We start from the raw sequence: 12,922 nt of genomic DNA, 5'->3' as shown, positions 1-12,922 counted from the left end.
GGCCTGCGCGTGCCGGTCGGTGAAGTCCAGCACCCGCTGCCAGGCGTCGGCGCTGATGTCCTGCCACTCCGGGGCGCCGCCGTCGAAGAAGGAGTGCGGGGCGCCGTCGTAGACCTTGTACTCGTAGGCCTTGCCCGCGTCGTCCAGCTTGCCGCGGAACGCCTCGAAGTCCTCCTGGGTGGTGGCGACGTCGTCACCGGCGAGGAGGAGCAGCAGCGGCGCGGAGATGTCCTTCAGGCGGTCCTCGACGAGTCCGGGGAGGCCGTAGAAGCCGATGGAGCCCGCGAGTTGCAGGTCGGTGCCCGCGAGCCGCCAGGAGTGGCCGCCGCCCAGGCAGAAGCCGACGGAGAAGACGGTGATGCCGGGGTTCTTCCCGGTGAGGTACGCGACCGCGGCGGCCGCGTCGTCGGCCACGCTGTCCGGGACGAGCTGCTGGAAGTGGGGCTGCCACTCGAACTCGTCGTCGCGCGGCCCGAGTCCGGCGGTGCGGCCGTAGTAGTCGAGGACCACGGCGGCGAACCCGGCCTCGGCGAACCGGCGGGCCAGGTCCTGGTAGTAGGCGTGGACCCCGCGGATGTCCGGCAGGATCACCACGCCGCGTCCGTTGGGCTCACCCGGATGCGCGTGGAAGGCGCTGAACGTCGTCCCGTCCTGGGAGGTCAGCTCGATCAGCCCCTCCTCGGCCACGCTGCCGGGGTTCTCGACGGCGGGGGGCCTGCTGTCGGTGCTGTGGCACATGGGGTGTTGGCCTCTCTTCGATGGTGATTGCGGGGGGAGTTCCGGGTCCCTCACGCCGTGCGCAGGACGTCGCGCGAGCGGGCGCGGACGCTGACGGCGCAGGTCAGCCGGGCGGTGCAGGTGCGTCGGCCGGAGCTGTCGGTGATGACGATCTCGTAGGTGGCGGTGGTGCGGCCCTCGTGCAGGGGCCGGCACACTCCGGTCACCGTGCCGCCGGCCACCCAGCGGTGGTGGGTGCAGGACAGGTCCAGGCCGACGGCGCGGCCGCCGGGTCCGGTGTACAGGTACGCGGCGAGGGATCCCAGGGTCTCGGCCAGGACGGCGTTGGCGCCGCCGTGCATGATGCCGACGGGCTGGCGGTTGCCGTCCACGGGCATGGTGCCGATGACCAGGCCCGCTTCGCAGCGCACCAGCTCGATGCCCATCTTCGTGACGAGCTGCTGATGGCTGAACTCCGGTGTCACGGCCCAGGGGCCGAGCGTGCTGTCGGACATGGTTGCCTCCCCCGTGTGCGGCACTGGAATCCGTGTCCGCGAACACCGTCGACGCTAGTCAATTCCCGGGCGGACGGAAAAGAGCGGCAGCTGGTGGTGTCCAGGGTGGTGTTGGCAGTAACCGCATGAGCCGACTCTCGTTGCGTCGAAATATTTCGGCTAGCGTCGGGCCGTCCGAAAAACCCCAGTGGCCCCGACGCAAGGGAGTTAAACTTTGTCTGGAACTCTGCCTGCCAAGGAATTGCTCCTCGACTCGGTCGACGACTATCTGGGGCCGGGCGAAAAGCGATTCTTCGGTTCCGGATTCCGGCGCGTGCGATACCGCTACGACAAGGCCGAGCTGACCGGCGGCCCGGGCGCGCCCACCGAACTGAGCAGCCGGCTCGATGTCGTCTACCCCGCCGACTGGTCGCGCAAGGCGACGGCGCGCGGTGATCTGCGTCCGCACCTGAGCACCGTCGACGGGCTGATCATCGCCGTGCACCTGAGCGAGGCGGCGCTGACCCACTCGCTCGGGCTGGGGCCGGAGAGCCGGCGCGCGGGCCGGGTGCTGTCGGTGCGGATCAAGGCGGGCACCGAGCCGGACGAGGAGCTGACCGGCCTGCCGGTGCGCACCACGGTGCTCGGCGAGCCGGTCCGGAGCGGCGAGGGCGAGGCGGTGTCGCGGCTGCAGACCCTGGTGGGAGCCATGCGGGTCCGCACCGACCTGCGCCATCCGCTGCCCACCCCACCGCCCGGCACCCCGGTCGCCACCGCCGCCTACACCGGTCCGGCGGAGCTGCTCGGGCCGGTGGAGCGGCAGTACTACGGCACCGGGTTCACTGCCCGCACGCAGAGCGTGCGCAAGGTCGCGGTGCGGGCCGCCGAGGCGCGGGCGCGGGCCGTGGTGGACGTGGCGCAGGAGCCCGGCACCGCCCTGGCCACCGAGGGCTTCGAGGGCCTGTACCAGCCCTTCGTCGGGCTGATCGACACCTTCGTCACCAGCCTTCAGCTCGGTCAGATCCTGCTGTACGAGACCGACGGGATCTCCCGCGGCGCGAGCAACACGCTGTGGATGCGCACCACCGTCCTCAGGGCGAGTGCCGAACCCGATCCCATCCGCTACGAAACCCCGCTCGACGTGCGGCTGGAGAACAGCACGCTGCTGCGGCGGGAGAACGAGACCTGGCGGGCCGCCGACATTGTCGGACGGCTCGCCGGAAACACCGTGCGCTGTTCCGTGGCGCACCGGCTGCCCGGCTGATTCCCGACCGTCTCTTTCAAGGGCTCCAAAATCGGCCACCCCTTTAAGAAACTGGAGCGCGTCATGCGTATCGCCATATCCGGTACCTATTCCTCCGGAAAAACCCTCACGTCCTATGCGCTCGCGCATTACGTGGGAATTCCGCGCACCCGGGCCCGCACCATGCGCGAGCTGCTGCCCGAGGCCGTTCCGGGCAAGACCCTGGAGCAGTGCACCGCGGCCGAGCTGGTCCAGCTGATCGTCCGCCGCCATGTGGACCGGGCGGTCCACGAGAGCAGCTTCGAGGGCTCGTTCATCTCCGACGGCTCCTCGCTGCAGGAGTGGATCTACGGTTCCGTCCGCGTCATCGTCGGCATCAACCCCAACGAGTCGCTGCACCTGAGCGAGCTGGAGAGCGTCGAACGCACCGCGGACATCCGGGTGTTCGACGCCGTCATGGAGCAGCTCGGCATCGCCTTCAAGCAGCACGTGAAGCAGACGTACGACGTGTTCGTGCACCTGCCCAACGAGCTGGCGCTGGCCGCCGACGGGCACCGCCCGGTCAACGAGCGGTTCCGTTCCATGGCCGACGAGCGGCTGCTGGAGGTCGCCGCCGAACTCGGCATCCCCGCGCACGTGGTGGGCGGCACCGTCGCCGAGCGGCTGGTGGAGATCGCCCGGCTGTTCGACCTGCCGGCGCTGATGTCGCCGGAGGAGGCCATCGCCCGCGCCCAGGCCGAGTACGAGGCGCTGGACATGCGCACCGAGTCCGACCGGGCCTCGGTGATCGTGCGATGACCGCGCCGACCGCCGTTCTGGCCGGTCTCGGCTCCGCGGTGCCGCCCCGGGTGGTGACCAACGACGAGCTGACGGCCCGGATGGACACCTCCGACGAGTGGATCCGCACCCGGACCGGAATCGCCGAGCGGCGGATCGTCGACCCCGGCACCGCCACCAGCGACCTCGCCATCGAGGCCGGACGGCGGGCCCTGGACTCCGCGGGCAGCCGGGACATCGGTGCCGTGGTGGTCGCCACCGCCACTCCGGACCACCCCTGCCCGGCGACCGGTCCGACCGTGGCCGCCGGACTCGGGCTCGGCACCGTGCCCGCCTTCGACGTCGGCGCCGTCTGCTCGGGGTTCCTGTACGCCCTGGCCACCGGCGCCGGGCTGATCGCCTCCCGGGTGGTGGACAGCGTGCTGGTCGTCGGCGCCGATGCCTTCACCACCATCGTCGACCCCTACGACCGCAACACCGCGCCGATCTTCGCGGACGGTGCCGGAGCGGTGGTGCTGCGCGCGGGCCGGGCCGACGAGCCGGGCGCGCTGCGCCGTACCGAACTGGCCAGCGACGGCCTGCAGGCCGATCTGATCCGGGTCGCCGCCGGGGGTTCACGGCAGCGCAGCCACCACAACACGGCACTGCGCGAGGACCACTACCTGACCATGCGCGGCGGCGAGGTGTTCAAGAACGCCGTCCTGCGCATGACGGAGGCCTCCCGCACGGTCCTGGAGCGCACCGGCTGGTCCACCGCCGACGTGGACCTGTTCGTCGGCCACCAGGCCAACGTCCGCATCCTGCACGCCGTCGCCGACCAGCTCGGCATCGGACAGGAGCGGGCCTACGTGAACATCGGCCACACCGGGAACACGGCCGCGGCCTCGATCCCGCTGGCCCTGGACGACGCGCTCGGCGAAGGGCGGCTGCGGGCCGGGGACAAGGTGCTCCTGACCGCCTTCGGCGCCGGCACGACCTGGGGCGCCATCACCCTGACCTGGCCCGACGGACTGCGGCCCGCCGACGCGCCGCACCCCGCCGCCGCCTGATCCGACCGGCGCCCGCACACCTCACCCCCGCCTCACCGAATCCACGCAACGCCCCGGAGCACGGCTCCGAGGAGGGAGTAAGAGATGCCCGTCACGGCATATCCCCAACTGGTCGCGTTCATAGCCGAGAAGGCCGAGATCGAGGTCGAGGAGATCGACCCGGAGCGGACCCTGGAGGACCTCTCGCTGGACTCGCTCACCCTGATCGAGATCGCCCTGTTCATCCAGCGGGAGTACGGCATCGAGGTGCCCGAGGGCGACCTGGTCCTCAGCCAGAAGCTGGCCGAGTGGACCGCCTACCTGGATGAGCGGAGCGGCCGATGAGCACGATGAAGGCCGTCGTCACCACGGCAGTCGGTGAGCCGGACGTGCTGCGGCTGACCGAGGTGGAGCGGCCGGCGCCGCTGCCGACCGAGGTACTGGTGCGGGTCGAGGGCGCGGGGGTCAACCCCGTGGACTGGAAGATCCGTTCGGGTCTCTTCCCGTCCGGCGCGCTCGGCGCACCGCCGTTCGTGCAGGGCTGGGACGTCGCGGGGGTCGTGGAGTCCGGGCCCCGGGTGACGCGGTTCGAGCCCGGCGACGAGGTGTTCGGGCTGATCGGCTTCCCCAGGCCCGGCGGCGCCTACGCCGAGTACGTGACCGCGCCCGCGCGGCAGTTCGCCCGCAAGCCGACCCGGCTGAGCTTCGAGGAGGCGGCCGCGCTGCCGCTGGCGGGGCTCACCGGCTGGCAGACGCTGGTGGAGACGGCCCGGATCCAGCGGGGCGACAAGGTGCTGGTCACCGCGGCGGCGGGCGGCGTCGGCCACCTGGCCGCGCAGATCGCCCGCGCGCACGACGCGGAGGTCACCGGCACGGCCCGCGCCGAGAAGCACGACTTCCTGCGCGAGGTCGGCGTGGACCACCCGGTCGACTACCGCACCGGCCCGCTGCACCACACGGTCACCGGTCAGGACGTGGTGCTCGATCTGCTCGGCGGGGAGCACAGCTTCGAGCTGCTGCGCACCCTGCGCCCGGGCGGTCTGCTCATCACCGTGATCGGCCACGTCAGCCCCGAACTCGCCACATACGCCGCCAGCCTGGGCGTCCGGGTCACGGGCTTCCTGGTCGAGCCGGACCACTCCGGGCTGGAAGCCCTCGCCGCGCTGGTCGAGGCGGGCCGGCTGAAGGTCCGTGTGGACCAGGTGTTCAAGCTCGCCGAAGCCGCCAAGGCGCACGAGTACGGCGAGTCCGACCGCACCACCGGAAAGATCGTGCTGGTCCCATGACGTCACCCTTCGCCGCGAACGGCCCGGCCGGGCGCCTTCTCGCCCGTATCCGTCCGGCAGTTCAGGTCCGCCGGAAGGAACGGCAGCGCACGGCCGCGCCGCACGACGGCGAGGGAGGCGTCCCCGCCCCGGCAACAGCCGCCGCCGGGACCCTGCGCCCCGGCGGCGGCCTGCCGGACCGGCTGGTCACGGTGCTCGCCGTGGCCGCCGGTCTGGCGGTGGCCAACATCTACTACGCGCATCCGCTGCTGACGTCGATCGCCGCCTCGTTCGGCGTCGGCAGCACCGCCGCCTCGCTGGTGGTGACCGCCTCCACCGCCGGGTACACCGTGGGCCTGGCCCTGCTGGTGCCGCTCGGCGACACGGTGAACCGGCGCCGGCTGCTGGTGGCGCTGCTGCTGGTGACCGCGCTGGGGCAGGCCGCCTCGGCCGCCGCGCCCGGCATCGGCGCGCTGGTGGTGCTGTCCGGGCTGATGGCGGTGACGGCGGTGGGCGCCCCGCTGCTGGTGGCGTTCGCCGCCGCCCTCGCCCGGCCCGAGCAGCGCGGCCGGGTCACCGGCCGGATGCTCAGCGGGGTCCTGCTCGGTGTGCTGCTCGCGCGGACGGGCGCGGGTCTGCTCGCCGAGTGGACCGGCACCTGGCGCTCGGTGTTCGCGGTCGCCGCGGCCGGGATGCTGGTGCTCGCGGCCCTGCTGTGGCGGCTGCTGCCCGACCTCGAACCGGCCGAACGGCTGGGCTACGGACGGCTGTTGCGCTCGGTGGCGTCCGTGGTCGCCGAGGAGCCGCTGCTCAGGCTGCGCTGCCTGTACGGCTTCCTCACCTTCGCCTCCTTCAGCGTGTTCTGGACCTCGGCGGCCTTCCTGCTCGCCGCGGAGCCCTACGCGTACGGCGAGGCCCTGATCGGCGCGTTCGGGCTGCTGGGGGCAGCCGGGGCGATTGCTGCGCGGGCCATCGGTCCGCTGGTGGACCGGGGCCGGGACCGGCTGGCCTCGACCCTGCTGTACGGGGCGAACCTCGCCGCCTGGGGGCTGCTCGCCCTGGACGGCGGCCACCTGCTGGTCTGCCTGGTGCTCGGGGTGCTGCTGCTCGACTTCGGTGTGCAGGGCGCCCAGGTGACCAACCTCGGCGTGCTCTACCGGCTGCGCCCCGAGGCCCGCTCCCGGATCACGATGGCCTACATGACCGCCTACTTCCTGGGCGGGGCGGCGGGTTCGGCGCTCGCGGGCGTCGTGCAGTCCGCCGCCGGGTGGGCCGGAGTGTGCGCGGCCGGGGGCGGGCTCGCCGGGCTCGTCCTGCTGCTGTGGGGCCTGGAGCAGGCGCGGGCGTAGCGCGTCCCTTTTGTGCATTCCTCCGCTCAGGAACATTCCAACCCTGGAGTTCTCGTGTCCACTGCTTCGACGGGTGCCGCTCGGTCCCGTCCCCTTCTCACCCTGATCGCGGTCTGTGTCTCCTGCGGACTGCTGCCCGCCTCCCTCACCGGAACCTCCGTGGCGCTGCCCGACCTCGGCAGTGACCTGGACGCCTCGCTGGTGACCGTGCAGTGGGTCGTCAACGCCTACAACCTCACCTTCGCCAGTGTGATGCTGGTGGCCGGCTCGCTGGCCGATCTGCTCGGCAGGCGGCGGATGTTCACGGCCGGGCTCGTGGTGTTCGTGCTGTGCACGGCCGGTTCGGCGCTGGTCTCCGAGGTCGTGGTGATCGACGTGCTGCGCGGCGCCGCGGGCGTCGGCGCGGCGATGGTGCTCACCGCGGCGACCGCGCTGCTCGCCCAGTCCTACGACGGCGCCGCCCGCGCGAGGGCGTTCGGGTTCCTCGGCTCCTCCTTCGGCCTCGGCCTCGCGCTCGGCCCGTCCCTGTCCGGGTTCCTGGTCGGCGCCTGGGGCTGGCGCTCGGTGTTCCTCGCGCACGCCGCCGTGGCCGCCGCCGTCCTGCTGCTGCGCCCGGCGCTGAAGGAGTCGCGCGACCCGAAGGCCGCCGGTGTCGACTACGGCGGCGCCACCACCTTCAGCGGCGCCCTGTTCGCCTTCACTCTCGCCCTGGTCGAGGGCCCGCAACTGGGCTGGACGCACCCGTTGGTACTGGCCCTGGCCGTGCTGTCGGTGGCCCTGATGGCGGCGTTCGTACGGATCGAGAAGCGGCGCGCGAGGCCGATGCTGGAGCTGTCGCTGCTGCGCGAGCCCAAGTTCGCCGCGGTCAGTCTGATGCCGGTGCTGCTGGCCTTCGGCTTCGTGTGCCTGCTGGTCTTCCTGCCGTCGTTCTTCATCGGCGTGAACGGCATGAGCTCCTCGCGCGCCGGTCTGACGATGCTGCTGCTCAGCGGTCCGGTGCTGGCGCTGCCCGTGGTCAGCGGGGTGCTCACCCGCAGGGTGTCCACCTCGGTGCTGCTCGGGGTGAGCCTGCTGCTGGTGGCGGGCGGCGCGGCCTGGCTCACCGTCCTCGACCAGGACGCCACGACCGCCGTGCTCGCCGGTCCGCTGCTGGTCATCGGCACCGGTGTCGGCATCTCCTTCGGCCTGCTCGACGGTGCCGCGGTCGGCTCGGTGGACGCGAGCCGGGCGGGCATGGCCGCCGGGCTGTTCAACACCATGCGGCTGACCGGCGAGGCCGTCGCGATCGCCGGAATGGGCTCGGTGCTGGTCAGCCTCACCCAGAGCAATCTGCGCGGCTGGAGCGGCGGCGACGTCGACGGCCTCGCCAACCAGGTCGTGCAGGGCGAGATCGGCGCCGCCGCGAAGGAGCTGCCCGCCGCCCAGCAGGCCGACTTCACGGCGTTCGCCGCCGGCGCCTACACCGACGCCCTGCACACCGTGCTGTGGCTGCTGGCCGCCGTGTGCGCGCTGGGCGCCCCGCTGATCATGCGGATGCTGCGCCCCGCCCCGGCCGCCGAGGCACCGGCGGCCGCCGACCGCGACGACACCCGGGAACCGATCACGATGGGAGAGACCTCATGAGCACACCCGACACCCGGCCGGTGCTGGTCGTCGGCGCGGGCCCGGTCGGCCTGACCGCCGCCGCCGAACTGGCCCGGCGCGGCACCCCGGTACGCCTGATCGACCGGACGGACGCGCCGAGCCCGCTGACCAAGGCGCTGATGGTCTGGCCGCGCACCCTGGAGGTGTTCCGCGGACTCGGCGCCGACGGCTACATCGACAAGCACGGCCTGCCGGTGCACTCCTTCCGCTACAACTCCGGCACCGACCCGATCTGCGACATCGTCTTCGGCGACCGCACCCGGCCGATGGTGATCATCCAGCCGGACGTGGAGGAGCTGCTGCGCGAGGCGTTCACCCGGGCGGGCGGCCGGATCGAGTGGGAGACCGAGCTGATCCGGCTCAGCCAGGACCCCGACGGCGTGCTGGCCACCCTGCGCGCCCCGGACGGCACCGAGACCACCGAGGAGTACGCCTACGTCGTCGGCGGCGACGGGGCGAGCAGCACCGTCCGCAAGGCGCTGGGCATCGAGTTCAGGGGCGCCACCTACCCGAACGTCTTCATCCTGGCCGACACCGAGATCGACGGCGACCTCCAGCGCGACGCCGTGCACTACTACTGCACCGAGAACGGGATCATGGTCCTGATCCCCCTCTACAACGGCCGCTTCCGCGTGTTCACCGCCGGCCCGCCCGGTCTGCGCGGCGAGGACCTCACCGAGGAGCTGCTCCAGGACTTCGTCGACAAGCGGGGCCCCGGCGGGCTGAAGCTGTACGACGTCTCCTGGAAGACCACGTTCGCGATCCACGCCCGGCACGCCGAGCGGTTCCGGGCCGGGCGGGTCTTCCTCGCGGGCGACGCCGCGCACATCCACAGCCCGGCCGGCGGCCAGGGCCTGAACACCGGGGTGACCGACGCCCACAACCTCGCCTGGAAGCTGGCCCTGGTGCACCGCGGGGCGGCGGCTCCCGAGCTGCTGGACAGCTACGGCAGCGAGCGCGCGGCGGTCGCGCAGGGCGTGGTGAAGCAGGCCGAGGTGCAGACGAAGGCGTGGATGCTCTCCAAGCGCTGGCAGATCCAGCTGCGGGACGTCTCCGCCCGGATGGCCGAGCGCTCCGGCGTCTTCGACCGGTTCTACTCGCCGTGGCTCGCGGGTCTGACCAACCACTACCCGGCGGGGCCGGCGGTCGACGAGGAGCAGGGCCGCCGGCTGCGCCGCACCGGACCGCGCAACGGCCACCTGGTGGCGGACGCGGCCCTGCGCGCCTCGCTGCCGGTCGACCGGTACACGCTCCTCGTCACGCTCCCCTCCGGCCCCCGCCCCCCGCGGCTGGCCGAGGTGGAGAAGTCGTACGACGAACTGGTGACGGTCCGGACGAAGCCGGGCCGGCGCTTCTCGGCGGTCCTGGTCCGCCCGGACCACTACGTCGCAGCCCAGGACCACGCCCCCGAACTGACCCGCGTTCTCGGCCATCTGGCCACGCTGGCCCCGGCCGCACTCATCGAGGAAGGACACAGCGCATGACGCAGCAGCAGGTCCGCGGCACCGCGGACACCGTTCAGGAGTTCTTCGGCCGGTTCGGCACGGGCGATCTGGCCGGGCTTCCGGAGCTGTTCGCCGAGGAGGCGGAGCTGGTCGTGGCGGGCGCCCCCATTGTCCCGTGGACGGGGCGCCTGGTCGGCCGCCGTGAAGTGGAGGGGTACTTCGAGCGGTTCGTGGCAGCCGTGGACACCCAGCTCTTCGATGTGGAGCGGATAGCGGTGGACGGCGAGGACGCCTTTGTCCTCGGGGAGTTCTCGCACAAGGTGGTCTCGACCGGGAAGACCTTCTCGGGCCCGTTCACCATCCGGATCACGGTCCGGGACGGGCTCATCCAGCGGTACCAGACCTTCGAGGACTCCTACGCCGCCGCGATGGCCTTCGGCTCCGACTGACCGTCGTCGCCCGCGGTGTCCTCGCCGGGCCGGTCCGGTTCGTCCGGGCCGGCCGCGGCGAAGAAGGCGTCGAGCCTGTCCCGCGTCTCCTGCACCGTCGGCATGTGCAGGACCAGCTGGACCTCGTGGTCGGCGGCCAGCTCCCACTCGTGCACGTCGAAGCTGAGCCCTCCGACGGTGTCGTGCGTGATCTCCTTCGCTCGGCTCGGGCTCGGTTCCAGCACCTCGTGACTGCCCCACAGCCGCTTGAACTCCGGGCTGCGCTCGGTCAGCTCGGCCAGGACCCGCTCCACCTCGGGGCGGCCGTAGCAGTCGGCCACGTCCGCGCGGAAGCGGGCGACCGTGCTGCGGGCGAGCGCCTCGGAGTGGACGTAGCGGCGGCGGCAGGCCTCGTTGGTGAAGTACTCCACCAGGATGTTCTGTCCCGGTCCCCCGATGCCCAGGAACTCCGAGACGGCCGAGTTGGCGGCCAGGATGTTCCAGCAGCGGTCCCGGACCAGCGCCGGGTTGGGGAACCAGTGGTTCACGATCTCCGCGAGCCGCGCCGGGTCGGCGGGACCGCTGTTCTCCCGCTGGTCGACGTCCGGTGTCTTCAGACCGGCCAGCCGGTGCAGGTAGATCTCCTCGGCGGGGTTGAGCCGGAGCGCGCCGCTGATCGCGCCGAGCACGGATTCCGAGACGTTGATGTCCCGGCCCTGCTCCAGCCAGGTGTACCAGGACGTGCCGACGCCCGCGAGGACGGCGACCTCCTCCCGGCGCAGTCCCGGAGTACGCCGGCGACCCGAGGCGGTGAGCCCGACTTCCGCCGGGGACAGTCGCATTCGCCGGGTCCGTAGAAAGTGAGACAACTCTTCTAGTTGACGCTTTCGGCGACCTATCGTCATGAATCACGAGGCTGTATCAAGGGCAATAACCAGTCAAGCAAAAGGTTCGTCAAGGGTGGCTTGAAAACGCCAACTCAGGCTCATCTCCCCACAGAACAGCAGGTCTTGAGCGAGCCTCGACCCGGTTTCGAGCTTGCCGAGTGGCTGAATCCGACCCCTGGATAAAGGCGGATTTGAGACCTCCACTTTCAGCCAACGCGCAATTCTGATTCGCGGTTCACATACCCACGTGCCCGCTTTCCCGAAAGGGTGACGGAAAACACTAGACGGCCAGCAAAGGAGAGGCGCCCTTCCGCCACTTGAGGATCTTGTCGAAGCTCACCACGGCACCGCCCAGACCCGGCTCGGTGCCGAAGTGGACGTGGTCCGCGAGCTCCTGGATGAGATACAGCCCCCGGCCGTTCTCCGCCTCCGCGGACAGCCGCCCCGCGTCCCCGCCCGCGGCACCGAAGCCCGGCCCGGAGTCGGCGACCTCGATGCGGCAGGTCTCGCCGTCGAGATAGGCGGTGACCCGGTACGCCTCCGCCGCCCCGTCGAGCGCGCCGTCCCCGCCGTGCTCCACCGCGTTCGCACAGGCCTCGCTGAGCGCGACGGACAGGTCGTAGGAGATGTCCGGGTCCACGCCCGCGCTCTCCATCGTGCCGAGCAGCAGCCGCCGGGCGAGCGGCACGCTGGCAGCCTCACGCCGCAAATGGAGTGACCACCAGATGCTCATGCTCCAGCCTCCCGGCCGCGGCTCGACATACGGTTACGTATTGCCGTCCGCGCCCGTGTGTAAGCGCATTGTTGACGTGATACCGCCCATATGGGCGATGCGCCGGAAGTCGTCAACGGTGTATGTGGGGCTGGTTCACACGTAAGGGGGATTCCACGCGTAGGTCATCTTGCGGACCTGCCGTGTGGGGGCCCAGGGGCCGGTGCGATGATGGGGCCGCCATGAGTGCCCCCCACCCCCAGCGCACGACGCGCGCCGGACGGGACGTCCGGGTTCTGCGGGCCGCGGTGTTCGCCGCGGTCTGCGTCGTGCTGGCCGCGGGCGGGCACGCGCTCGGCTCCTGTGTGTCCATCCCGCTGTGGACGCTGGGCGCCGGTTTCCTCGTGGTCCTCGCCGTCGCCGTACCGCTCGCCGGGCGGGAGCGCTCGATGCCCGGCATCGCGGCGCTGCTCGCGCTCGGACAGACCGTGCTGCACACGGTGTTCGGCATAGGACAGCACGGCGCGGACGCCACCAGGGCGGCCACGGCCGCCGACACCTCGGTCGTCGCCGAGGCCGCCCGCCTGGTGTGCGGGGTCCCGGCGTCGGCGATCAGCCCGGCCCAGGCGCACCGGATACTCACCGAGGCGCGGCTGCGGCCTCCCTCCGCCCACCCGGAGCACCCGGCCGAGGCGGTCACCGACTCCGCGTCACTGCTGCCGTCCCTGCCGATGTTCCTCGGCCATCTGCTCGCCGCCCTGGTCGCCGGCTGGCTGCTGCGCCGCGGCGACCTGGCCCTGCGCCGCCTGGTCGGGCTCTCCGCCCACTCCGTCGCCGAGGCGGCCGCCGTACGGTCCCTGCGCGCGGCCCTCGCCCTGGTGCGCGCCCTGCGCGCCGGGCTGCCCGCGCTGCCCGTCACGGGCCCGCGCCCGC

At 72.0% G+C, this 12,922-nt stretch carries 14 protein-coding genes; 10 read left to right on the top strand and 4 right to left on the bottom strand.

Going from position 1 to position 12,922, the window contains the following annotated elements; genetic code table 11:
• Together GA0115233_RS37895 and GA0115233_RS37890 are read right to left on the bottom strand one after the other, a co-directional pair.
• A partial coding sequence (locus GA0115233_RS37895) for a dienelactone hydrolase family protein (protein WP_176712088.1) occupies positions 1 to 738 on the bottom strand: 738 nt, incomplete at its 3' end.
• Between the two features lie 50 nt (positions 739 to 788).
• Entirely contained in the window at positions 789 to 1,232 is a 444-nt protein-coding gene (locus tag GA0115233_RS37890) for a hotdog fold thioesterase (RefSeq protein ID WP_093725037.1), read from the bottom strand.
• 214 nt (positions 1,233 to 1,446) lie between these two features.
• Between GA0115233_RS37890 and GA0115233_RS37885 the strand changes: the two genes are divergently transcribed.
• The 9 genes from GA0115233_RS37885 to GA0115233_RS37845 all read left to right on the top strand — a co-directional run bounded on the left by GA0115233_RS37885 (position 1,447) and on the right by GA0115233_RS37845 (position 10,411).
• The gene (locus GA0115233_RS37885) at positions 1,447 to 2,475 is read left to right on the top strand and encodes an AvrD family protein (protein ID WP_093725035.1); all 1,029 of its coding nucleotides are present in this window, start codon (positions 1,447 to 1,449) and stop codon (positions 2,473 to 2,475) included.
• 63 nt (positions 2,476 to 2,538) lie between these two features.
• Positions 2,539 to 3,252 (top strand): AAA family ATPase, encoded by a 714-nt coding sequence (locus GA0115233_RS37880; protein WP_093725033.1) that lies wholly within the window; start codon positions 2,539 to 2,541, stop codon positions 3,250 to 3,252.
• Complete coding sequence (locus tag GA0115233_RS37875) at positions 3,249 to 4,280, top strand: beta-ketoacyl-ACP synthase III (protein ID WP_093725031.1); 1,032 nt, start codon at positions 3,249 to 3,251, stop codon at positions 4,278 to 4,280. The genes GA0115233_RS37880 and GA0115233_RS37875 overlap by 4 nt, the downstream gene beginning before the upstream one ends.
• An 84-nt stretch (positions 4,281 to 4,364) precedes the next feature.
• Positions 4,365 to 4,604 (top strand): acyl carrier protein, encoded by a 240-nt coding sequence (locus tag GA0115233_RS37870; protein ID WP_093725029.1) that lies wholly within the window; start codon positions 4,365 to 4,367, stop codon positions 4,602 to 4,604.
• Entirely contained in the window at positions 4,601 to 5,545 is a 945-nt protein-coding gene (locus tag GA0115233_RS37865) for an NADP-dependent oxidoreductase (protein WP_093725027.1), read from the top strand. Before GA0115233_RS37870 ends, GA0115233_RS37865 begins: the two co-directional genes overlap by 4 nt.
• A complete protein-coding gene (locus GA0115233_RS37860) occupies positions 5,542 to 6,873 on the top strand; it encodes an MFS transporter (RefSeq protein ID WP_255310491.1) in 1,332 nt (443 codons plus the stop codon). Before GA0115233_RS37865 ends, GA0115233_RS37860 begins: the two co-directional genes overlap by 4 nt.
• Positions 6,874 to 6,927: 54 nt before the next feature.
• The gene (locus GA0115233_RS37855) at positions 6,928 to 8,496 is read left to right on the top strand and encodes an MFS transporter (RefSeq protein ID WP_176712087.1); all 1,569 of its coding nucleotides are present in this window, start codon (positions 6,928 to 6,930) and stop codon (positions 8,494 to 8,496) included.
• On the top strand, positions 8,493 to 10,001 hold the full coding sequence (locus tag GA0115233_RS37850) for an FAD-dependent monooxygenase (protein WP_093725023.1): 1,509 nt from the start codon (positions 8,493 to 8,495) through the stop codon (positions 9,999 to 10,001). The genes GA0115233_RS37855 and GA0115233_RS37850 overlap by 4 nt, the downstream gene beginning before the upstream one ends.
• Entirely contained in the window at positions 9,998 to 10,411 is a 414-nt protein-coding gene (locus GA0115233_RS37845; RefSeq protein ID WP_093725021.1) for a nuclear transport factor 2 family protein, read from the top strand. The genes GA0115233_RS37850 and GA0115233_RS37845 overlap by 4 nt, the downstream gene beginning before the upstream one ends.
• On the opposite strand, the gene GA0115233_RS37840 is transcribed toward GA0115233_RS37845, so the two are convergent.
• Positions 10,378 to 11,295 (bottom strand): helix-turn-helix transcriptional regulator, encoded by a 918-nt coding sequence (locus GA0115233_RS37840; protein ID WP_093725019.1) that lies wholly within the window; start codon positions 11,293 to 11,295, stop codon positions 10,378 to 10,380. The two genes, GA0115233_RS37845 and GA0115233_RS37840, sit on opposite strands and share 34 nt — an antisense overlap.
• 262 nt (positions 11,296 to 11,557) lie before the next feature.
• Complete coding sequence (locus GA0115233_RS37835; RefSeq protein ID WP_093725017.1) at positions 11,558 to 12,010, bottom strand: ATP-binding protein; 453 nt, start codon at positions 12,008 to 12,010, stop codon at positions 11,558 to 11,560.
• 221 nt (positions 12,011 to 12,231) lie between these two features.
• Between GA0115233_RS37835 and GA0115233_RS37830 the strand changes: the two genes are divergently transcribed.
• Positions 12,232 to 12,922, top strand: a 691-nt coding sequence (locus GA0115233_RS37830) for a hypothetical protein (RefSeq protein ID WP_107406496.1), incomplete at its 3' end; no start/stop codon positions are given.

The sequence above is a fragment of the Streptomyces sp. DI166 genome (genome assembly GCF_900091315.1).
GTDB classification, from domain to species: Bacteria; Actinomycetota; Actinomycetes; order Streptomycetales; family Streptomycetaceae; genus Streptomyces; species Streptomyces fuscus.
Note: the sequence above shows the minus strand (reverse complement) of the source record. Positions and strands in the feature narration are given on the sequence as shown.

Excerpts from the sequence above, each read along its gene's own strand:
- GA0115233_RS37835 (WP_093725017.1), bottom strand. The coding sequence starts at position 12,010 with ATGAGCATCTGGTGGTCACTCCATTTGCGGCGTGAGGCTGCCAGCGTG.
- GA0115233_RS37840 (WP_093725019.1), bottom strand. The coding sequence starts at position 11,295 with ATGACGATAGGTCGCCGAAAGCGTCAACTAGAAGAGTTGTCTCACTTT.
- GA0115233_RS37890 (WP_093725037.1), bottom strand. The coding sequence starts at position 1,232 with ATGTCCGACAGCACGCTCGGCCCCTGGGCCGTGACACCGGAGTTCAGC.
- GA0115233_RS37860 (WP_255310491.1), top strand. The coding sequence starts at position 5,542 with ATGACGTCACCCTTCGCCGCGAACGGCCCGGCCGGGCGCCTTCTCGCC.
- GA0115233_RS37875 (WP_093725031.1), top strand. The coding sequence starts at position 3,249 with ATGACCGCGCCGACCGCCGTTCTGGCCGGTCTCGGCTCCGCGGTGCCG.
- GA0115233_RS37850 (WP_093725023.1), top strand. The coding sequence starts at position 8,493 with ATGAGCACACCCGACACCCGGCCGGTGCTGGTCGTCGGCGCGGGCCCG.
- GA0115233_RS37845 (WP_093725021.1), top strand. The coding sequence starts at position 9,998 with ATGACGCAGCAGCAGGTCCGCGGCACCGCGGACACCGTTCAGGAGTTC.
- GA0115233_RS37880 (WP_093725033.1), top strand. The coding sequence starts at position 2,539 with ATGCGTATCGCCATATCCGGTACCTATTCCTCCGGAAAAACCCTCACG.
- GA0115233_RS37870 (WP_093725029.1), top strand. The coding sequence starts at position 4,365 with ATGCCCGTCACGGCATATCCCCAACTGGTCGCGTTCATAGCCGAGAAG.
- GA0115233_RS37865 (WP_093725027.1), top strand. The coding sequence starts at position 4,601 with ATGAGCACGATGAAGGCCGTCGTCACCACGGCAGTCGGTGAGCCGGAC.